Raw genomic sequence first — 20,244 nt, 5'->3', positions numbered from 1 at the left:
AGCGTGGCCGAATCGAATGGTTCCACCCCGCTGCGTGTGCTGGTCTACAGCAACGATGCCGACACCAGGCAACAGGTGATCCTGGCGCTGGGCCGTAAGCCGCGCGCCGATCTACCGGAGCTCGACTTCTTCGAGGTCGCCACCGCGCCGGTGGTCATCGAGCAGATGGATGCGGGCGGGATCGATCTGGCGATCCTCGACGGGGAATCCGCGCCCGCGGGTGGCCTCGGCATCGCCAAGCAGCTCAAGGACGAGATCGAGAAGTGCCCGCCGGTGGTCGTGCTGACCGGCAGGCCCGACGACGCCTGGCTGGCGAACTGGTCGCGCGCCGAGGCGGCGGTGTCGCACCCGATCGACCCCATGCAGCTGACCCGCGCGGTGACCACCATCCTGCTCGCCCGCTGATCGGCCACGGCCGGGCATCGTCCCGATCCCTCGGATAGTCCGAGTCGCACAGTTCTGTCTATCACCACTGGTAACACCAGTGGTTGCTCGTCGTGCGCCCATCCGGGATTACCCCCGGGTCGCTCATGAATCGCGGTACCGAAATCGATCAAACCCCGCCCCGGAAACGCGCGGCGGACCACCGAAACGGCGGTAGTCTGTGCTCTAGCTCACACGAGCGCGGGCTCCTGTATAACGCTCCGCCATCGCTGCACAGCCTTGCGCGAGCCCCGTATCGGCGGACAACGTTGTCGGCCCCGTCTCGCCAAAGCTGCCGTCCGCGGCCGGGCCACACGGCTCGACCTGCTCCAGCGAGGAGGGGAAAGCAGTCGTGAATATCGAGGTGCCCGCGCTCGTACTCGGCGCCATCGCCGCCGCGTTCGCGGTGTTCTCCGTCATCATGGCGGCGCTGATCGGCCCGAAGCGCTACAACAGGGCCAAGCTGGAACCCTACGAATGCGGCATCGAGCCGACACCGCACGCCATCGCGGGCGGCCCGGGAAACGCCACGGGACAGCGCTTTCCGGTGAAGTACTACCTCACCGCGATGTTGTTCATCATCTTCGACATCGAGATCGTGTTCCTCTACCCGTGGGCCGTGCACTTCGATGCGCTCGGGCTCTTCGGACTCGCCGCGATGGCGCTGTTCATCGTCAATGTGTCGGTCGCCTACGCCTACGAGTGGCGGCGCGGCGGCCTCAGCTGGGAATGAGTGGGAAATAATGGGTCTCGAAGAGAAACTGCCCAGCGGGTTCCTGCTGAGCACCGTCGAAGATTTCGCCGGCTACCTGCGTAAGGGCTCGGTCTGGCCCGCGACGTTCGGGTTGGCCTGCTGCGCGATCGAAATGATGGCCACCGGCGCAGGGCGATTCGACATCGCCCGCTTCGGCATGGAGGCGTTCCGTGCCTCCCCGCGCCAGGCCGATCTGATGATCGTCGCGGGCCGGGTGAGTCAGAAGATGGCACCGGTGCTGCGCCAGGTCTACGACCAGATGACCGAACCCAAATGGGTACTGGCCATGGGCGTCTGCGCGTCCTCGGGTGGCATGTTCAACAACTACGCGATCGTGCAGGGTGTCGACCATATCGTCCCGGTCGACATCTACCTGCCCGGCTGCCCGCCGCGCCCGGAGATGCTGCTCAACGCGATCCTCGCGCTGCACGCCAAGATCGCCGAGATGCCGATGGGCGTCAACCGCGAGGAAGCGATCCGCGCCGCCGAACAGGCCGCGCTGGCCAGCACGCCGACCATCCGGATGGAGGGCCTGCTGCGATGACCTTCGACGCTCCCGACAACGCCGACAGCAATGCGGGACAAGACATTCCGGAGGAAACTCCCGCCGCACCCGCGCCGCCCGCGCCACCCGAGGACGAGGTGATCGGCACCCGCCGCGGCATGTTCGGTGTCACCGGCACCGGTGACACCTCCGGCTACGGCGGTCTGGTCACCCCCGTCGCCCTGCCCGCGGGCACCCCACCGCCCTACGGTGGCTGGTTCGACGCGTTCGTCGGCACCCTGCGCGCGGCGCTGACCAACCGGGTGATCGCCTTCGACACCGTGATCGAGAAGATCGTCGTCTTCCGCGACGAGATCACCCTGCATGTGCGGCGCGAACATCTGGTCGCCGTCGCGAGCGCGTTGCGCGACGACACCTCGCTGCGCTTCGAACTGTGCCTGGGCGTCAACGGCGTCCACTATCCCGACGACGAGGGCCGCGAACTGCATGCGGTCTATCACCTGATGTCGATCACGCACAACCGGCGGGTGCGGCTGGAAGTGTCTGCCCCCGATGCCGATCCGCACATTCCCTCGCTGTTCGCGGTGTATCCGACCACCGACTGGCACGAACGCGAGACCTACGACTTCTTCGGCATCCTCTTCGACGGGCATCCCTCGCTGACTCGCATCACCATGCCCGACGACTGGCGCGGCCATCCGCAGCGCAAGGACTACCCGCTCGGCGGGATCCCGGTGGAGTACAAGGGCGCGCGGATACCGCCGCCCGACGAGCGGAGGACCTACAGCTGATGACCGACACCGATTTCCGCCGCGACGAACCGCAGGTCGTCACCGTCGCAGGCCAGGACTGGGACCAGGTCAGCGAGGTGATCGACGGTGGGGGCGAAGAACGCATCGTCGTCAACATGGGCCCGCAGCACCCGTCCACGCACGGCGTGCTGCGCCTGATCCTCGAGATCGAAGGCGAAACCGTCACCGAAGCCCGCTGCGGCATCGGCTATCTGCACACCGGCATCGAGAAGAACCTGGAATTCCGCCCCTGGATCCAGGGCGTCACCTTCGTGACCCGGATGGACTACCTGTCGCCCTTCTTCAACGAAACCGCCTACTGCCTCGGCGTGGAGAAACTGCTCGACATCACCGAGCAGATCCCCGAGCGGGCCACCGTGGTGCGGGTCATGCTGATGGAACTCAATCGCATTTCCTCGCACCTGGTCGCGCTGGCGACCGGCGGCATGGAACTGGGCGCGCTCACCCCGATGCTGTTCGGTTTCCGCGAACGCGAACTCATCCTCGACGTGTTCGAGACCATCACCGGCCTGCGGATGAACCACGCCTTCATCCGTCCCGGCGGCCTCGCCCAGGACCTGCCCGACGACGGCGTGACCAAGGTCCGCGAACTCCTCGAGATCATGCCCGGCCGGCTGCGCGACATGGAGCATCTGCTCAGCGCCAACCCGATTTGGAAGAAGCGCACCCAGGACATCGGCTACCTCGACCTCACCGGCTGCATGGCGCTCGGCATCACCGGACCGGTCCTGCGGGCCACCGGCCTGCCCCACGATCTGCGCAAGTCGGCGCCCTACTGCGGATACGAGAACTACGAATTCGACATCCCGACGACCACCGGCTGCGACTGCTACGGCCGCTACCTGATCCGGGTCGCCGAGATGACCGAGTCGCTCAAGATCGTCGAGCAGTGCCTCGACCGGCTGCGGCCCGGCCCGGTCATGGTCGACGACAAGAAGATCGCCTGGCCCGCCGACCTGAAGCTCGGCCCCGACGGACTGGGCAACTCGCCGAAATACATCGGCAAGATCATGGGCACCTCCATGGAATCGCTGATCCACCATTTCAAGCTCGTCACCGAGGGCATGCGGGTGCCCGCGGGACAGGTGTATACGGCGGTGGAGTCACCGCGCGGCGAGCTGGGCGTGCACATGGTCAGCGACGGCGGCACCCGCCCGTACCGGGTGCACTACCGCGATCCCTCGTTCACCAATCTGCAGGCGGTGGCCGCGATGTGCGAGGGCGGCATGGTCGCCGACGTCATCGCCTCGGTCGCCAGCATCGACCCCGTCATGGGCGGAGTAGACCGATGATCAGCGAACAGCCCTCCGGCACCGCGATTCTGCTGAAGCTCACCAGCAGGCCGGAACCGTACCCGCCGCATGTGCGGCAGCGACTCGAAGTCGACGCCAAGGAGATCGTCGCCCGGTACCCGCACCCCCGGTCGGCGCTGCTGCCGCTGCTGCACCTGGTGCAGGCCGAGGAAGGGTATGTCACCGGCACCGGGATCGACTTCTGCGCCGACAAAATAGGCCTCACCGGCGCCGAGGTGACCGCCGTCGCCACCTTCTATTCCATGTACCGGCGCACCCCGACCGGCGACTACCACGTCGGCGTGTGCACCAACACCCTGTGCGCGGTCCTCGGCGGCGACGCCATCTATGAAGCGCTGCAACAACATCTGGGTATCTCGCACGGCGAGACCACCGCCGACGGCGCCATCACCCTCGAGCACGTCGAGTGCAATGCCGCTTGCGATTACGCGCCGGTGATGATGGTGAACTGGGAATTCTTCGACAACCAGACCCCGGAATCGGCGCGGGCCATCACCGATGCGCTGCGAGCGGGCCATCAGGTGCGGCCGACTCGGGGCGCTCCCCTGTGCACCTTCCGCGAAACCGCGCGCATCCTCGCCGGCTTCCCCGACGAACGCCCCGGCGCACTCGACGGAGCGCCGGGCGAGGCGACCCTGGCGGGGCTGCACGTCCCGGAAAGCAGTGCGGCAGAAGAAGACTCCGCCGGACAGGGAGCATGAGATGACCACACTCACCCCCGTTCTCAGTGAGCACTGGGACCGCCCCCAGTCCTGGACCATCGACAGCTACCGTGCCACCGGCGGCTACGAGGGCCTGCGCGCCGCCCTGCGCATGGCACCCGACGACGTGATCCAGACGGTGAAGGACGCCGGCCTGCGCGGACGCGGCGGTGCCGGCTTCCCGACCGGCATGAAGTGGTCGTTCATCCCGCAGGGACCCGGCCCCGACGGCACGACGAAACCGCACTACCTCGTCGTCAACGCCGACGAATCCGAACCCGGTACCTGCAAAGACATTCCGCTGATGCTGGCCACCCCGCACACCCTCATCGAAGGGGTGGTGATCGCCTCCTACGCGATCCGCGCGGCCACCGCGTTCATCTATGTGCGCGGCGAAGTGGTGCCGGTCCTGCGCAGGCTGCAGGCCGCCGTCGCCGAAGCCTACGAGGCGGGCTACCTCGGCCGGAACATCCTCGACTCCGGCTTCGACCTGGAACTGATCGTGCACGCGGGTGCGGGCGCCTACATCTGCGGCGAAGAGACCGCACTGCTCGATTCGCTGGAAGGCAGGCGCGGCCAGCCCAGGTTGCGACCGCCGTTTCCCGCTGTCGCCGGGCTCTATGCGTGCCCGACGGTCGTCAACAATGTCGAATCCATTGCCAGCGTGCCGTCGATCCTGCGCAAGGGCACCGAATGGTTCCGGTCGATGGGCAGCGAGAAATCACCCGGATTCACGCTGTACTCCCTGTCCGGGCACGTCGCGCGGCCCGGCCAGTACGAGGCACCCCTCGGCATCACTCTGCGCGAACTGCTCGCCTACGCCGGTGGCGTCCGCGCGGGGCACACGCTCAAGTTCTGGACGCCGGGCGGTTCGTCGACGCCGCTGTTCACCGCCGAGCATCTGGATGTAGCTCTCGACTACGAAGGTGTCGCCGCCGCCGGATCCATGCTGGGCACCAAGGCGTTGCAGATCTTCGACGACACCACCTGTGTCGTGCGCGCGGTCCTGCGCTGGACGGAGTTCTACGCCCACGAATCCTGCGGCAAGTGCACACCGTGTCGCGAGGGCACCTACTGGCTGGTGCAACTGCTGCGCAGGCTCGAAGCGGGCCAGGGCACCGAGGCCGACCTCGACAAGCTCGCCGACATCGCCGACAACATCAACGGCAAGTCGTTCTGCGCGCTCGGTGACGGCGCGGCCAGCCCGATCTTCTCCTCGCTGAAGTACTTCCGCGAGGAGTACATCGAGCATCAGCGCCGCGGCGGCTGCCCGTTCGATCCGGCTCGCGCCACGGTGTGGGCCTCTGGGGAAGGGAACCGATGACAGCGATCGCGCCAGGCAACAGCAGCGAGGTGGTTCCCGCCGAGCTGGTGAGCGTCACCATCGACGACACCACCATCCAGGTGCCCGTGGGCACCCTGGTGATCCGCGCCGCCGAACTGATCGGCGTGCAGATCCCCCGCTTCTGCGACCATCCCCTGCTCGACCCGGTCGGTGCCTGCAGGCAGTGCATCGTCGAGGTGGAAGGACAGCGAAAGCCGGTCGCCTCCTGCACGATTCCGGTCACCGACGGAATGGTCGTGCGGACCCAGCTCAGCTCACCGGTCGCCGAGAAGGCCCAGCGCGGTGTGATGGAGCTGCTGCTGATCAATCATCCGCTGGACTGTCCGGTCTGCGACAAGGGCGGGGAATGCCCGCTGCAGAACCAGGCGATGTCGACCGGCAGCGCCGACTCGCGGTTCGAGGGCGAAAAGCGCACCTATCCGAAACCGATCCCGCTGTCCACGGCGGTGCTGCTGGACCGGGAGCGGTGCGTGCTGTGCGCGCGGTGCACCCGGTTCTCCCAGCAGGTCGCGGGCGACCCGTTCATCGAGCTGATGGATCGCGGTGCGCTGCAACAGGTCGGCATCGCCCAGGCCGAACCACTGGACTCCTATTTCTCCGGCAATACGGTGCAGATCTGTCCGGTGGGCGCGCTCACCGGCACCTCCTACCGGTTCCGGGCGCGCCCGTTCGACCTGGTGTCCACCCCGAGTGTCTGCGAGCACTGCGCCTCCGGCTGCGCCCAGCGCACCGATCACCGGCGCGGAAAGGTCCTGCGCCGCTTGGCCGGTGACGACCCGCAGGTCAACGAGGAGTGGAACTGCGACAAGGGCCGCTGGGCCTTCACCTACGCCACCGAACGCGACCGCCTGACCACGCCGCTGGTGCGCGGCTGGGACGGCGTGCTCGCACCGGCCTCCTGGCCCGAGGCGCTCGCGGCCGCCGCGACCGGACTGCGGGCCGCGATCGGCAACGCGGGCGTGCTCGTCGGCGGCCGCGTCACCGAAGAAGAGGCCTACGCCTACAGCAAGTTCGCGCGCATGGTGCTCGCCACCAACGACATCGACTTCCGCAGCCGGATGCACTCCGAAGAGGAGGAACGATTCCTCGCGGCCCGCATCGCCGGACGGGGTGTCCAGGTCGACTACACGGCGCTCTCTGCTGCGCCCGTCGTGCTGCTGGTGGGTTTCGAGCCGGAAGAGGAATCGCCCATCGTCTACCTGCGGCTGCGCAAGGCCGCCCGGACTCGCGGCACGCGCGTGGTGTCGCTGGCGCCGTTCGCTTCCCGTGGGCTCGAACGCATGTCGGGTGCGCTGATCCAGACCCCGCCCTGCGGCGAAGCCGGTGTCCTCGACGCCATCGGTGCCGAAACATCGACGGACGCAGCCGAACTCATGGCGCTGCTGCGCACGCCGGGAGCGGTCATCATGGCCGGCGAGCGACTCGCGGGAAGCCCCGGCGCGCTGTCGGCGGTGATCCGCCTGGCCGACACCACCGGCGCCGGGCTCGCGTGGGTGCCGCGTCGGGCGGGTGAGCGCGGTGCACTGGAAGCCGGCGCGCTGCCCGGGCTGCTGCCCGGCGGCAGGCCGGTCGTCGATCCCGCCGCGCGTCAACAGGTTCGGCACCGGTGGCAGGCCGCGGAACTGCCCGTCACCCTCGGGCGCGACACGGCGGGCATCCTGGCCAGCGCCGCACAGCTCGGCGCACTGGTCATCGGCGGCGTCGACCCGGTCGACATGCCGGACCCGGCCGCGGCACTGGCCGCCATCGACGCCGCCCGCTTCGTCGTCAGCCTGGAGCTGCGCCACAGCGCCGTCACCGAACGCGCCGACGTCGTCTTCCCGGTCGCCTCCGTCATGGAGAAATCCGGCACCTTCCGCACCTGGGAGGGCAGGCCACGCCCGTTCACCGCCGCACCACTCGACACCACCCGCCGAGTCGCCGCACCGCTGTCGGACCTGCGGGTACTGCACTCCCTCGCCGCCGAAATGGGCGTGCCGATCAACCTGCCAGACCCGGCGTCCGCCCGCACCGAACTCGACGCCCTCGGCGCGTGGACCGGTGCACCGATCTCCGCTCCGGACATGACCAGCCAGACCCGTCCGGTGCCCGGGCCCGGTACCGCGATCCTCGCCGGCTGGCGGATGCTGCTCGATGCGGGCCGCATGCAGGACGGCGAACCCAACCTCGCAGGCATCGCCCGCCCGCCGGTGGCGCGCCTGTCGGCCGCGACCGCCGCCGAGATCGAAGCGGACGACGCCGACCACGTCATCGTCTCCACCGACCGCGGCGAGATCACCCTGCCGCTGATGATCACGGACCTGCCCGACCGGGTCGTGTGGCTGCCGCTGCACTCACCCGGTTCGACGGTCGCCGCCGCCCTCGGCGTGACGCCAGGCGCCGTGGTGCGCCTGCGCCGCGCCGACGACAGGATGAAGGAACACCGTCATGAGTGATCCCGTGCTGCACCTCGCGGCCGATTCGGCACCTGTCTTCGGCACCGACCCGCTCTGGCTGGTGGTACTCAAAGCACTCGGTGTGTTCGTGTACCTGATGCTGGTGCCGCTGATCGCGGTGTACGCCGAACGCAAAGTCGTCGCCAGGATGCAGATGCGCCTCGGCCCCAACCGGGTCGGCCCGAAGGGCATGTTCCAGTCCATCGCCGACGGCGTGAAGATGGCGCTCAAGGAAGACATCATCCCGGCGATCGTGGACAAGCCGATCTTCGTGCTCGCCCCGATCATCTCGGTGATCCCGGCGTTCATGGCGTTCGCGGTCATCCCGTTCGGCCCGGAAGTGTCGATCCTGGGCCAGCGCACACCGCTGCAGCTGACCGACATGCCCGTCGGCGTCCTCTATATCCTCGCCATCACCTCCATCGGCGTGTACGGCATCGTGCTGGCCGGCTGGTCGTCGGGTTCGACGTATCCGCTGCTCGGCGGTCTGCGTTCCACCGCGCAGGTGATCTCCTACGAGATCGCGATGGCGCTGACGTTCGCGACGGTGTTCCTGCTGTCCGGGACCATGGCGACCTCCGGGATCGTGACCGCCCAGGAAGGCACCTGGTACGTCTTCCTGCTGCTGCCCTCGTTCCTGATCTACTGCGTGGCGATGGTCGGCGAGACCAACCGGGCGCCGTTCGACCTGCCCGAAGCCGAAGGCGAGCTGGTCGGTGGCTTCCACACCGAGTACTCCTCGCTCAAGTTCGCGATGTTCATGCTCGCCGAATACGTCAACATGGCCACGGTGTCCGCGCTGGCGACCACGCTGTTCCTCGGCGGCTGGCGGGCGCCGTTCCCGATCAGCCTGTGGGAGGGCGCCAATTCCGGCTGGTGGCCGCTGCTGTGGTTCACCGCCAAGGTATGGACGTTCCTGTTCGTGTTCGTCTGGCTGCGCGGCACCCTGCCCCGCCTGCGCTACGACCAGTTCATGAACCTCGGCTGGAAACTGCTCATCCCCACCTCGCTGGTGTGGGTGATGATCGTGGCCACCGCCCGGGTGCTCGACATCGAGGGCATTCCCGGCCAGACCGCGATCCTGGTGACCGTCGGCATCCTCATCACCGCGGCGATGATCGCGATGTTCCTGCGCGCTGGCCGCGCCGAGGGACTGCCACCGCTGCCCGAGGAACCCGCGAAATCCCCGGTGTTCCTCGGGTTCCCGGTCCCGCCGATGCCGCCGCGCCCGGCCGGCGATCAGCCCGAGATCGGCCTGTTCGAACCGCTCGCGGGCTTCGCGGTCACCGCGGCCACGATGTTCAAGAAGCCCAACACCGAGTCCTACCCCGAGCAGAAGGTGCCGACCGCGCCGCGCTATCACGGCCGCCACCAGCTCAACCGGTACGCCGACGGCCTGGAGAAGTGCATCGGCTGCGAACTGTGCGCGTGGGCGTGCCCCGCCGACGCCATCTTCGTCGAAGGCGCCGACAACACCGAGGACGAACGCTTTTCCCCCGGTGAACGGTACGGCCGCGTCTACCAGATCAACTATCTGCGCTGCATCGGCTGCGGCCTGTGCATCGAGGCCTGCCCCACCCGGGCGCTCACGATGACCAACGAATACGAGCTCACCGATGACAACCGCGCCGACCTGATCTACGAGAAGGACCGCCTCCTCGCTCCCCTCCAGGACGGCATGACCGCCCCGCCGCACGCGATGGCGCCCGGCACCGACGAGGCCGACTACTACCTGGGCCGGGTCGGCCCCACCACGTCGGAAGAGGTGCTGCGATGACCACCGCACACGTACTGGCCGCCGAGATCGCGTCCACCTCCACCGGGGAGGCCGTGCTGTTCTGGGTGCTTGCCCCGATCGCCGTGCTCGGCGCCCTCGGCATGGTCACCGCCGCCAAGGCCGTGCATTCGGCCATCTGCCTGGCCGCCACCATGATCGCGCTCGCCGTGTTCTACATCGCCCAGGGCGCCCTGTTCCTCGGCGTCGTGCAGATCGTGGTCTACACCGGCGCGGTGATGATGCTGTTCCTGTTCGTGCTGATGCTCGTCGGCGTCGACTCGGCCGAATCACTGCGGGAAACGTTGCGCGGACAGCGGATCGCCGCCGCGATCGTCGGTCTCGGGTTCGGGCTGCTGCTCATCGGCGGCATCGGCGCTGCGCTGCGCGACAGCGCGACCAGCTACCCCGGGCGTGGATTCGGTGGTCGTGACGTCATCGCCGAACTGGCCGAACTGATCTTCCTGCGCTATGTGTGGGCGTTCGAACTCACCGGCGCGCTGCTGATCACCGCGACCATCGGCGCGATGGTGCTCGCGCACCGAGACCACTTCACGCCGCGGCGCGGTCAGCGCGAGATGTCACGCGACCGGTTCCGCACCGCGGGCGAACGCGTCACCCCGCAACCCACCCCGGGCGTCTACGCCCGTCACAACGCAGTCGACAGCCCGGCTCAACTCCCCGACGGCACCTTCGCCGAACTGTCGGTGAGCACGATCCTGCGTCACCGCCGCACCCGCGCCCACACCGAGGCCGCCGCGCTCTCGGTCGGTACGGGCAGCGACGTCACCCCGACGGCCGACGAGGAAGGCACCCGGTGAACCCCCAGAACTACCTGTTCCTGTCTGCGCTGCTGTTCACCATCGGCGCCGCGGGAGTGCTGTTGCGCCGCAACGCCATCGTGGTGTTCATGTGCATCGAGCTGATGCTCAACGCGGTGAACCTGGCGTTCGTCACCTTCGCCCGCCTGCACAGCAACCTCGACGGTCAGGTGATCGCGTTCTTCACCATGGTCGTCGCGGCCGCCGAAGTGGTCGTCGGCCTGGCCATCATCATGACGATCTTCCGTGCCCGCCGGTCGACCTCGGTCGACGACGCCAACCTGCTGAAGTTCTGACATGGGCACCGCAACGTTGTGGCTGCTGCCCGCCCTCCCGCTCGCGGGCGCGATCGTGCTGCTCCTGCTCGGGCGTTTCGCCGACCGCTGGGGCGCCTACCTCGGCACCGCCGCGGCACTGGCCTCCTTCGTGGTCGCCGCCGTCGCGTTCGTCGACATGCTCGGTCGCGCCGACGCCGACCGCGCGATCCACCAGGAACTGTTCGAGTGGGTCCCGGTCGGTGACCTCCAGGTCGGGTTCGGGCTGCAACTCGATCAGCTCTCGATCTGCTTCGCCCTGCTCATCACCGGCGTCGGATCGCTGATCCACCTGTACTCGATCGGCTACATGAGCGACGACCCGGGCAAGCGCCGGTTCTTCGGCTACCTCAACCTGTTCCTGGCCGCCATGCTCGTGCTGGTCCTGGCCGACAACTACCTGGTGCTCTACCTCGGCTGGGAAGGCGTCGGTCTCGCGTCCTACCTGCTGATCGGCTTCTGGTACGAAAAGCCCTCGGCCGCAACGGCAGCCAAGAAGGCATTCGTGGTGAACCGGGTCGGTGACATGGGCCTGGCGATCGCCATGATGACGATGTTCGCGGTGTTCGGTTCGTTCGACTTCCGCACCGTCTTCGCCGCGACGCCCGGTGCGAGCGAGGGCACGCTCACCGCGATCGGGTTGCTGCTGTTGCTGGCCGCGTGCGGCAAGTCCGCGCAGGTGCCGCTGCAGTCCTGGCTCGGTGACGCGATGGAAGGCCCGACGCCGGTCTCGGCGCTCATCCACGCGGCCACCATGGTCACCGCGGGCGTGTACCTCATCGCCCGTTCCAACCCGATCTACAACCTCGCACCCGACGCGCGCACCGCGGTCATCGCCGTCGGCGCGGTGACGTTGCTGTTCGGCGCCATCGTCGGCTGTGCCAAGGACGACATCAAGAAGGCACTGGCGGCCTCGACGATGAGTCAGATCGGGTACATGATCCTGGCGGTCGGTCTCGGCCCGGCCGGCTACGCGTTCGCGATCATGCACCTGCTCACCCACGGCTTCTTCAAGGCGGGTCTGTTCCTCGGCGCCGGTTCGGTGATGCACGCGATGAACGACGAGACCGACATGCGGCGCTACGGCGGTCTGCGCACGCTGCTGCCGATCACCTACGTCACCTTCGGTCTCGGCTATCTGGCGATCATCGGGGTCCCGCCGTTCTCCGGCTTCTTCTCCAAGGACAAGATCATCGAGGTCGCCTTCGACTACGGCGGCGCGACCGGGATCCTGCTCGGCACGGTCACCCTCGTCGGCGCCGCGCTCACCGCGTTCTACATGACACGCGTCATGCTGATGACGTTCTTCGGCGAGCGCCGCTGGAAGCCCGACACCCACCCGCACGAAGCGCCCGCGGTGATGACCGGGCCGATGATCCTGCTCGCGTTCGGTTCCGTCTTCGCAGGCGGAATGTTCGTCTGGGGTTCCTCGCTGCAGCACTGGCTCGAACCGGTCGTCGGCTCGCATCACGCGGAACCCGTCGTGCCTGCCGGTGTGGTCACCGCGCTGGCGTTGACCGCCGTCGCCATCGGTGTCGCGATCGCCTACCGCAAGTACGCCGAGAGTCCGGTCCCGGAGATCGCACCCGAGAAGGTCACGGTGTTCACGACCGCCGCGCGGAAGGATCTCTACGGCGATGCGGTCAACGAGGCGGCGTTCGAGCGTCCCGGTCGCCACCTCACCCGCGCGCTGGTGTTCCTCGACGCGCGCGGTGTCGACGGCATCGTCAACGGCACGGCCGCCGGAATCGGCGGACTGTCGGCGCGGATCCGGCGGATACAGACCGGTTTCGTGCGTTCCTACGCCCTGTCCATGTTCACCGGCGCGGCCCTGGTGGCCGCTGCCCTGCTGGCGGTGAGGTTCTGGTGAACTCGTTTCCCTGGCTGACGACGCTCTGGCTCGCCCCTGCGGTCGGCGCTGCGGTGGTGCTCGCGGTGCCCGCCGCGCACCGGAATGTGGCCCGCGCACTGGCTTTCGCGGTGTCGATCGGTGTGCTCGCGGTCGCCGTCACGGTGACGGTCCGGTTCCAGCCGGGCGGTGAGCAATACCAGTTCGTCGAATCGCACGAATGGATTCCGGCGTTCGGCGTCGGCTACACCCTCGGTCTCGACGGCATCGCCACCGTCCTCGTGCTGCTGACGGCGCTGCTGATGCCGTTGCTGATCCTGGCAGGCTGGCACGACGACACCGCTGCAGGCGGGGGACGCAGGTCCGCCCACATCTACATGGCGTTGATGCTGCTGGTCGAGTCCATGGTGCTGATCTCCTTCCTCGCCCTCGATATCCTGCTGTTCTACATCTTCTTCGAAGCGATGCTCATCCCGATGTACTTCCTCGTCGGCGGCTTCGGAGCACGCACCAGCGACGCCGCCATCCGCGCACAGCGGTCGCGGGCCGCGGTGAAGTTCCTGCTGTACAACCTGTTCGGCGGACTCATCATGCTCGCCGCGGTCATCGGGCTCTACGTGCTGACCGCACAGGCAGGGCTCGGCGAGGGCTCGGCGGGCACCTTCGACCTGCGGACCGTCGTCGCCGCGGCCAACAACGGGCAGCTCGGTGGCAGCACCGCGGTGGTGAACGCGCTGTTCCTCGGTTTCATGTTCGCGTTCGCGGTGAAGGCGCCGCTGTGGCCGCTGCACACCTGGCTGCCCGACGCCGCCGTCTCGGCCACCCCGTCGAGCGCGGTGCTGATGATGGCCGTGGTCGACAAGGTCGGCACGTTCGGCATGCTCCGGTACTGCCTGCTGCTGTTCCCGCTCGCCTCGGATGCGTTCGCGCCGTTGGTGATCACCCTCGCGGTGATCGGCATCGTCTACGGCGCGCTGCTCGCCATCGGGCAGACCGACGTGATGCGCCTGATCGCCTACACCTCGATCTCGCACTTCGGGTTCATCATCCTCGGCATCTTCGCCATGACCACCCAGGCACAGTCCGGGGCGGCGCTCTACATGGTCAACCACGGACTGTCCACGGCCGCACTGTTCCTCATCGCCGGATTCCTCGTCTCGCGGCGCGGCACCAGGATGATCGCCGAGTTCGGCGGCGTGCAGAAGGTCGCGCCGGTGCTGGCGGGCACGTTCTTGATCGCGGGTCTGGCCACCCTGTCCCTGCCGGGTCTCGCACCGTTCGTCAGCGAATTCCTGGTCCTCATCGGCACCTTCGCCAAGTACAAGGTGGCGGCGGTCGTCGCGACCGGTGCGCTGGTGCTGGCCGCGATCTACGTGCTGTGGATGTACCAGCGGATGATGACGGGCCCGGTGAAGAAGGGCAACGAGCACCTGCGTGACCTGGTGCCACGCGAACTCGCGGTCGTGGTGCCGCTGCTTGTCGCCCTGCTGGCGCTCGGCTTCTACCCGAAACCGGTCCTGGACCTGGTGGATCCCGCGGTGGGACACACCCTCTCGACGATCGGTAAGCACGATCCCGCTCCGACGGTCCCCGCTCCCGAAGCAGGTGCGGCCGCCCCGCCCGCAGGCGGACACAAATGAGGACGGACTCCGTGACCATCAACGAGCTCGCGGCCACCCTGCCCGCACCGAGCATCGAATACCACCTGCTCGCACCGATGCTGATCGTGTTCGCGGTCGGCGTGGTCGGTGTGTTGGTCGAGGCGTTCGTGCCCCGGCCTTTCCGCTACCTCACGCAGGTGGTGCTCAGCCTGGCCGGTGTGATCGGCGCATTGGTTGCCGTGACCCTGCTCGCCGGGACCGAGAGCACCGCCGTCGTGGGTGCCGTCGCGGTCGACGGCGTGACCCTGTTCATGCAGGGCACGATCCTGCTGGTCGCGCTGCTCGGTCTGCTGTTGATCGCCGAGCGGGGCGCAGTTCCGCGGGCCCGCAGCGGGCCGGGGACCTGGAGCCGGGCGGCCGCTGTCCTGGAACGGGGTGTCGACGCGTTCACGCCGCAGGCGTCGGCCGTGCCGGGCAGCGCACACGAGCTGGCCGCTGTGCGGGCCGGAGTGTCCACCACCGAGGTGTTCCCGCTGACCATGCTCGCGCTCGGCGGCCTGCTGTTGTTCCCTGCCTCGAACGATCTGCTGACGATGTTCGTCGCGCTCGAAGTGCTGTCGCTGCCGCTGTATCTGCTGTGCGGGCTGGCCCGGCGCAGGCGGTTGCTGTCGCAGGAGGCGGCGCTGAAGTACTTCCTGCTCGGCGCGTTCTCGTCCGCGTTCTTCCTCTACGGTGTGGCCCTGCTGTACGGGCAGACCGGCACCGTCTCGCTGCCCGGCATCGGTGCGGCACTGGACAAGCAGCCCGAGAACGCGACGCTGGCACTGCTCGGCATCGCGATGCTCGCCGTCGGGTTGCTGTTCAAGATCGGCGCGGTCCCGTTCCAAGCCTGGGTACCCGACGTCTACCAGGGTGCGCCGACACCGATCACCGCGTTCATGGCCGCCGCCACCAAGATCGCCGCGGTCGGCGCGACCCTGCGGGTACTGATGGTGGCGGCCGATGCGCTGCGCGACGACTGGCGGCCGGTGCTCGCGGCGGTGGCGGTGGCGACGATGGTTGTCGGCGCGGTCATGGCGATCACGCAGACCGATGTGAAGCGGATGCTCGCGTATTCCTCGATCGCGCACGCGGGCTTCCTGCTCGTCGGCCTCGTCGCCGCCGACAGCGCGGGTATCGCGGCGATCCTGTTCTACCTGCTGGCCTACGGTCTCGGCACGGTCGGCGCCTTCGCGGTCGTCACCCTGGTGCGCGATTCCTCCGGCGACGAGGCGACCGCGCTGTCACAGTGGGCGGGTCTGGGCCGCCGATCCCCCTGGCTGGCATCGGCTTTCGCGCTGCTGCTTCTCTCGTTCGCCGGCTTGCCGCTGACGAGCGGCTTCGTCAGCAAGTTCGCGGTGTTCGCGGCGGCATCGGGTGCGGGCTACACCTCGCTGGTCATCATCGGCGTCGTGTCCAGCGCGATCGCGGCGTTCTTCTATGTCCGGGTGATCGTGCTGATGTTCTTCACCGATCCCCCCGCCGACGCCCCGACCGTGACCGCACCGTTCGCGACGACTTTGGTGGTCGCGTTCAGCACGGGCGCCACGCTGCTGTTGGGCGTCTTCCCCCAGCCACTGCTCAACCTGGCCGAAGAGGCCGCCACGCTCATCCGCTGACATGCTCTCCGACGAACAGCTCCCCGGCCGACCCCTGACCAGCCACGAACGTCAGTCGGGGCGGCCGTGGGACGCTTCCTACCGCGACGGCCCCGCACCGTGGGATATCGGTGGTCCGCAACCGGCTGTGGTGCGGCTGGCCGAGGCGGGCGGGTTCTCCGGCGAGGTACTCGATGCGGGGTGCGGCACCGGCGAGAACGCGCTCTACCTCGCATCGCGTGGCCTGCCGGTATTCGGTGTCGACGTGGCCGAGCCGGCTGTCGCCCTGGCACGGCGGAACGCGAGCGACCGTGGCATAGCCGCCACCTTCGCCGTGGCCGACGCACTCCATCTCGATCGTCTGCCTCGCCGTTTCCGAACAGTCCTGGACTGTGGGCTCTTCCACACCTTCGACGTCGCCGAACGACACGACTACGCGGCGAGCCTGGCCTCGGCACTCGACCACGGCGGGACCCTCTACGTTCTCTGCTTCAGCGATACCGGCCCCGAGCCCGGACCCCATCCCGTCAGCAGGGAGTCGCTGTCGGAGCCCTTCGACGTCCTCGCTGATTGGCATGTCGACTCCATCGAATCGGATAGTCTCCGAACACGATTCAGCGATGCCACGCCCGCCTGGCTCGCGACTGTCCATCGCCGATAGGGCACCGTCCACGGCGTCGTCGACGTCCCCGACCATTCCCCATCCGTCAGGGTCCCGGTCCCCACCGACCCCGACTCGCTCCGGGAAATCGCGCGCCTGTCCGGCGGCGACTTCCATTCCGCGACAACCCTCTCGGAGCTCCGCAGCCCTCGCCGAGCTGACCTGCTCCGCCTGACCTCGGCGTTATGGCCGTTCTGTCGGCAGCTCCCCGTACAGTTGCCGCGCGCGAGTAGTCAGCAGCGGAAGCAGGATGGTGCGCCACGTCGGTAGGTGCACTGTTTCCGACCGGCCATCGGCGACGAACTCACGCTCGGTGGCGTCATTGTCGGTGTCGGCACCCACCAGGAGGGTGAACTCCTGCCGTAGCAACGTCGCGAACTCCGTCGCCGTCTCCGGCGCAGGGACGGCACAGATCCTGTCGCGCAACACATCCCACGCCACCGAATCGCCGGGCGCACCCCAGTGCCGCGGTCGCCGGTCGAAGAGTCGAGCTATCTCGGAAGTATCTGGCACCCGCTGAATCCTACCCAGGACCCGGATAGGTCATCGGCGCTGCTCGACGCCGATGCTGCCGACGATCAAATCGGTCAGCGCGGCGACAGCTTCGCCTGCGGTCGTCGCGCCCCGGTTCAGCTCTGCGCCCAGGGTTTCGGCGGCGCCGAGAACCGCGACACAGCGCAGCCGGAGCGCGACGGCATCGAGGCCCGAGTAGGGCAGCAGTGCGGTGGCCATCCAGTCTCGGTAGCTGTCGAGCATGGCGTGCTGGATGGCCTGGACGTCCGGATTGCCTTTCAGCGCGGCGGAGATCGCGTCGAACTCGGGCATGTCGGTGGCGCAGGCGAAGTAGGCGGCACTCATCACCCGGGCGATCTCCTCGACAGCGGGTTCGGCGTCACGCACGGCTTGTTCCGCGGCGAGGCGGTGGCGTTCTTCGAGCCTGCGGTAGAGGGCGAGCAGCAATTCGGGGCGGGTGCCGAAGTGGTCGTAGACGATCGGTCTGCTCACACCGGCGGCCTCGGCGAGGGTGACGAGCGTCAGTCCGTCGGTGCCGTGCCTGCGCACCATCGTCAGCGCGGTGTCGAGCAGTTGCTCGCGCCGGGCCGCCTTGGGCAACCGGGGTGATCGTGCGGGCATCGTCCTCCCTTGCGTCATGCCACCAGTTTAGCTACAAAGAGTAGGTTACAAAATGTAGCTTAGGGGTTGGAGAGGAAATCACCATGGAGCATTCGCCTTCCGTCCTGATGCTGGGCGGTTCGGGACAGGCCGGTTCCGATACGGCGGCCCTGCTGCGTCGCTGGCACCCGACGCTGCCGCTGACGATCGCCGGCCGCGATCTCGACCGCGCGCAGCGGGTCGCCGACGGACTCGGCACCGCGAACGCCGTGACTGTCGACCTGCGACGGCGCGATCTCGGCCTGCCTGCCGAGACGGCCTACTCGGCGGTGGTCGCGACACTGTGGGACGACCGGCTCAACGGACTCGGCTATGCCCAGGACCACGGCTTGCCGTACGTCAGCATCTCGAGTGGCCTGTTCGATATCGGACCGGAAGTCGTCACGGGCGCCCAACGGGCAAGCACCGCACCGATTCTGGTGGCGAGCCACTTCCTCGCGGGACTTGCGGTGCTCGCGGCACTGCACGAGGCGCGGGAGTTCGACCGCGTCGACAGCGTCCAGCTCGCCGCCGTGCTCGACGAGACGGACACGGGCGGGCCTGCCGGTGTCGCCGACCTCGAACGCTGGTACGCCGTGACCTCGGCGGGTCTGGTGCGCCGCGACGGCGTCTTCACCTGGCTCGCCGCCGAGGATGCCCAGGTGGAGGTCCGCAGTGTCGACGGCACCCGTCTGGCTGGGCAGAGCATCCCGATTCTCGACGTGCCGAGCCTGGCGATGGCGACCGGCGCGCCCGATGTCCGGGTAGACCTGGCGGTCGGGGAAACCCAGAGCAGACGCAGGGGCGAACCCGCCTCGATCGAAATCCGCATCGACCTGCGCGGAACCGATGCGGCGGGAGCTCCGCTGAGCAGGAGCCGGGCGCTGCTCCACCCGGCCGGGCAGCGGCCGTTGACCGCGCTCGGGGTCGCCCTCGGGATCGAACGACTGCTCGGGCTGCGCGGTGACGAGGTCGGCCCCGGTACCTACACGCCGGAGGCGTTGATCGACCCCGGCTATGCCGCGCTGCGGATGGCCGAGGTGGGAGCCGTCCTCGTCGACGCAGGCTGAGCTAGTTGACCGCCTGAGTCGTCCCGAGCATGCCGGGGCCGACGGAGGTCACGTGGGTCAGTTTCGCGGGGTTGGTGACCGAGTAGATGCCGACCACGGAGTCGTCGGCGGCGACGTCGAGAACAACGACGGCAAGTGGAGCGTCGCCGTCGAACACGACCGCGCACGGATCGCCGCTGATGGTGCGCCATCCGACCCGGTAGCCGTCGAGGCCCGCCGCGGCGACGGCAAGGAACACCTGCGCCACCGGCATCCGCCCGTGCACCGGCCGCAGGCTGGTCGCGGGTCCGGTGCCGCCGCCGTCGGTCCACAGGGTGACGTCAGGCGACAGCACGGCCAGCAGTTCCTCGAGGTCACCACCCATCGCGGCGGCGACGAACCGTTCGGTCACCGCGCGGCAGACCCGGGGGTCCACCTGGGTGCGCGGCCTACGGGCCTGCACGTGCGCGCGGGCGCGGTGGGCAAGCTGTCGGACCGCCGCGGGCGAGCGGTCGACCATGTCGGCGATCTCGGTGTGCGGGTAGGCGAAGACCTCGTTGAGTACGAACACGGCGCGTTCGAGCGGGGTCAGTGATTCCAGGACCACCAGCATCGCCATCGAGAACGACTCGGTCCGCACGGCCGCGGCGGCTCCGTCGTCCTCGGGTGCGTCCTCGACGAGTGGCTCGGGGAGCCATTGGCCCACATAGTCTTCGCGTCGGCGGCTGACGGCGGCGCGCCGGGCCAGCGCCTGGTTCACCGCGATCCGGGTCAGGTAGGCGCGGGGGTTGTCGATGCGGTCGCCGCGCGCTCGGGCCGCCCATGCCAGCCACACCTCTTGCAGGACGTCCTCGGTGTCGGCGACGGTGCCGAGCATGTTGTAGACCACCGAGAACAGCAGTTCGCGGTGGTTCACGAAAACATCGGTCGCGTCGGCGGTGTCATCGCTGTGCGCGGTCACGGTGTCCTCCTTCATGGCGGAAAGGTGTCGCTACAGAGAGGTGGGTGGCCACCGGATGTGTGACATGGCGCCCGAGGGTGTGATCCACCCCACGCGCACACTGTTCGTCCGTCACAGTCGACGATCCGGTTGCACTC

The 20,244-nt window shown here is 68.3% G+C and carries 19 protein-coding genes; 16 read left to right on the top strand and 3 right to left on the bottom strand.

Annotated elements, in window-relative coordinates; all coding sequences use genetic code 11:
- The first annotated feature begins 3 nt into the window (after window positions 1–3).
- The 15 genes from IEY60_RS15900 (at window position 4) to IEY60_RS15830 (ending at window position 16,945) form a co-directional block, all read left to right on the top strand.
- Window positions 4–405 (top strand): Rv3143 family two-component system response regulator, encoded by a 402-nt coding sequence (locus tag IEY60_RS15900; protein ID WP_189028739.1) that lies wholly within the window; start codon window positions 4–6, stop codon window positions 403–405.
- A gap of 370 nt (window positions 406–775) precedes the next feature.
- On the top strand, window positions 776–1,156 hold the full coding sequence (locus IEY60_RS15895; RefSeq protein WP_189028737.1) for an NADH-quinone oxidoreductase subunit A: 381 nt from the start codon (window positions 776–778) through the stop codon (window positions 1,154–1,156).
- A 10-nt stretch (window positions 1,157–1,166) separates the two neighbouring features.
- Window positions 1,167–1,721: a NuoB/complex I 20 kDa subunit family protein gene (locus tag IEY60_RS15890; protein ID WP_019047013.1), complete on the top strand. Its 555-nt coding sequence runs from the start codon at window positions 1,167–1,169 to the stop codon at window positions 1,719–1,721.
- Window positions 1,718–2,473, top strand: coding sequence for an NADH-quinone oxidoreductase subunit C (locus IEY60_RS15885; protein WP_189028735.1), 756 nt, complete (start codon window positions 1,718–1,720; stop codon window positions 2,471–2,473). Before IEY60_RS15890 ends, IEY60_RS15885 begins: the two co-directional genes overlap by 4 nt.
- A complete protein-coding gene (nuoD, locus tag IEY60_RS15880; protein ID WP_189028733.1) occupies window positions 2,473–3,786 on the top strand; it encodes an NADH dehydrogenase (quinone) subunit D in 1,314 nt (437 codons plus the stop codon). Before IEY60_RS15885 ends, nuoD begins: the two co-directional genes overlap by 1 nt.
- Window positions 3,783–4,508: an NADH-quinone oxidoreductase subunit NuoE gene (gene nuoE / locus IEY60_RS15875; protein ID WP_189028731.1), complete on the top strand. Its 726-nt coding sequence runs from the start codon at window positions 3,783–3,785 to the stop codon at window positions 4,506–4,508. Before nuoD ends, nuoE begins: the two co-directional genes overlap by 4 nt.
- Before the next feature lies 1 nt (window position 4,509).
- Window positions 4,510–5,832: an NADH-quinone oxidoreductase subunit NuoF gene (gene nuoF / locus IEY60_RS15870; protein ID WP_189028729.1), complete on the top strand. Its 1,323-nt coding sequence runs from the start codon at window positions 4,510–4,512 to the stop codon at window positions 5,830–5,832.
- Window positions 5,829–8,288: an NADH-quinone oxidoreductase subunit G gene (locus IEY60_RS15865; protein WP_189028727.1), complete on the top strand. Its 2,460-nt coding sequence runs from the start codon at window positions 5,829–5,831 to the stop codon at window positions 8,286–8,288. Before nuoF ends, IEY60_RS15865 begins: the two co-directional genes overlap by 4 nt.
- Entirely contained in the window at window positions 8,281–10,065 is a 1,785-nt protein-coding gene (gene nuoH / locus IEY60_RS15860) for an NADH-quinone oxidoreductase subunit NuoH (protein ID WP_189028725.1), read from the top strand. The genes IEY60_RS15865 and nuoH overlap by 8 nt, the downstream gene beginning before the upstream one ends.
- Window positions 10,062–10,883 carry an NADH-quinone oxidoreductase subunit J gene (locus IEY60_RS15855; protein ID WP_189028722.1) on the top strand — a complete coding sequence of 274 codons (822 nt, stop codon included), beginning with the start codon at window positions 10,062–10,064 and terminating at the stop codon, window positions 10,881–10,883. Before nuoH ends, IEY60_RS15855 begins: the two co-directional genes overlap by 4 nt.
- Window positions 10,880–11,179 (top strand): NADH-quinone oxidoreductase subunit NuoK, encoded by a 300-nt coding sequence (gene nuoK, locus IEY60_RS15850; RefSeq protein ID WP_189028720.1) that lies wholly within the window; start codon window positions 10,880–10,882, stop codon window positions 11,177–11,179. Before IEY60_RS15855 ends, nuoK begins: the two co-directional genes overlap by 4 nt.
- A gap of 1 nt (window position 11,180) precedes the next feature.
- A complete protein-coding gene (gene nuoL, locus IEY60_RS15845; RefSeq protein ID WP_189028718.1) occupies window positions 11,181–13,067 on the top strand; it encodes an NADH-quinone oxidoreductase subunit L in 1,887 nt (628 codons plus the stop codon).
- Window positions 13,064–14,686: an NADH-quinone oxidoreductase subunit M gene (locus tag IEY60_RS15840; RefSeq protein ID WP_189028716.1), complete on the top strand. Its 1,623-nt coding sequence runs from the start codon at window positions 13,064–13,066 to the stop codon at window positions 14,684–14,686. The genes nuoL and IEY60_RS15840 overlap by 4 nt, the downstream gene beginning before the upstream one ends.
- Window positions 14,683–16,305: an NADH-quinone oxidoreductase subunit NuoN gene (gene nuoN / locus IEY60_RS15835; RefSeq protein WP_189028714.1), complete on the top strand. Its 1,623-nt coding sequence runs from the start codon at window positions 14,683–14,685 to the stop codon at window positions 16,303–16,305. Before IEY60_RS15840 ends, nuoN begins: the two co-directional genes overlap by 4 nt.
- Before the next feature lies 1 nt (window position 16,306).
- On the top strand, window positions 16,307–16,945 hold the full coding sequence (locus IEY60_RS15830; RefSeq protein WP_189028711.1) for a class I SAM-dependent methyltransferase: 639 nt from the start codon (window positions 16,307–16,309) through the stop codon (window positions 16,943–16,945).
- 183 nt (window positions 16,946–17,128) lie between these two features.
- Here the strand turns inward: IEY60_RS15830 and IEY60_RS15825 are convergent, their stop codons facing one another.
- Entirely contained in the window at window positions 17,129–17,458 is a 330-nt protein-coding gene (locus tag IEY60_RS15825; protein ID WP_189028709.1) for a hypothetical protein, read from the bottom strand.
- Between the two features lie 30 nt (window positions 17,459–17,488).
- Window positions 17,489–18,097, bottom strand: coding sequence for a TetR/AcrR family transcriptional regulator (locus IEY60_RS15820; protein ID WP_229739870.1), 609 nt, complete (start codon window positions 18,095–18,097; stop codon window positions 17,489–17,491).
- 65 nt (window positions 18,098–18,162) lie between these two features.
- Between IEY60_RS15820 and IEY60_RS15815 the strand changes: the two genes are divergently transcribed.
- Window positions 18,163–19,167: a saccharopine dehydrogenase gene (locus IEY60_RS15815; RefSeq protein ID WP_189028707.1), complete on the top strand. Its 1,005-nt coding sequence runs from the start codon at window positions 18,163–18,165 to the stop codon at window positions 19,165–19,167.
- A 1-nt stretch (window position 19,168) separates the two neighbouring features.
- On the opposite strand, the gene sigJ is transcribed toward IEY60_RS15815, so the two are convergent.
- A complete protein-coding gene (gene sigJ, locus IEY60_RS15810) occupies window positions 19,169–20,107 on the bottom strand; it encodes an RNA polymerase sigma factor SigJ (protein WP_229739869.1) in 939 nt (312 codons plus the stop codon).
- Window positions 20,108–20,244 lie beyond the last annotated feature (137 nt).

This window comes from Nocardia rhizosphaerihabitans, assembly GCF_014646295.1.
Lineage (GTDB): Bacteria > Actinomycetota > Actinomycetes > Mycobacteriales > Mycobacteriaceae > Nocardia > Nocardia rhizosphaerihabitans.
This window is presented reverse-complemented; position numbering and strand designations above follow the sequence as displayed.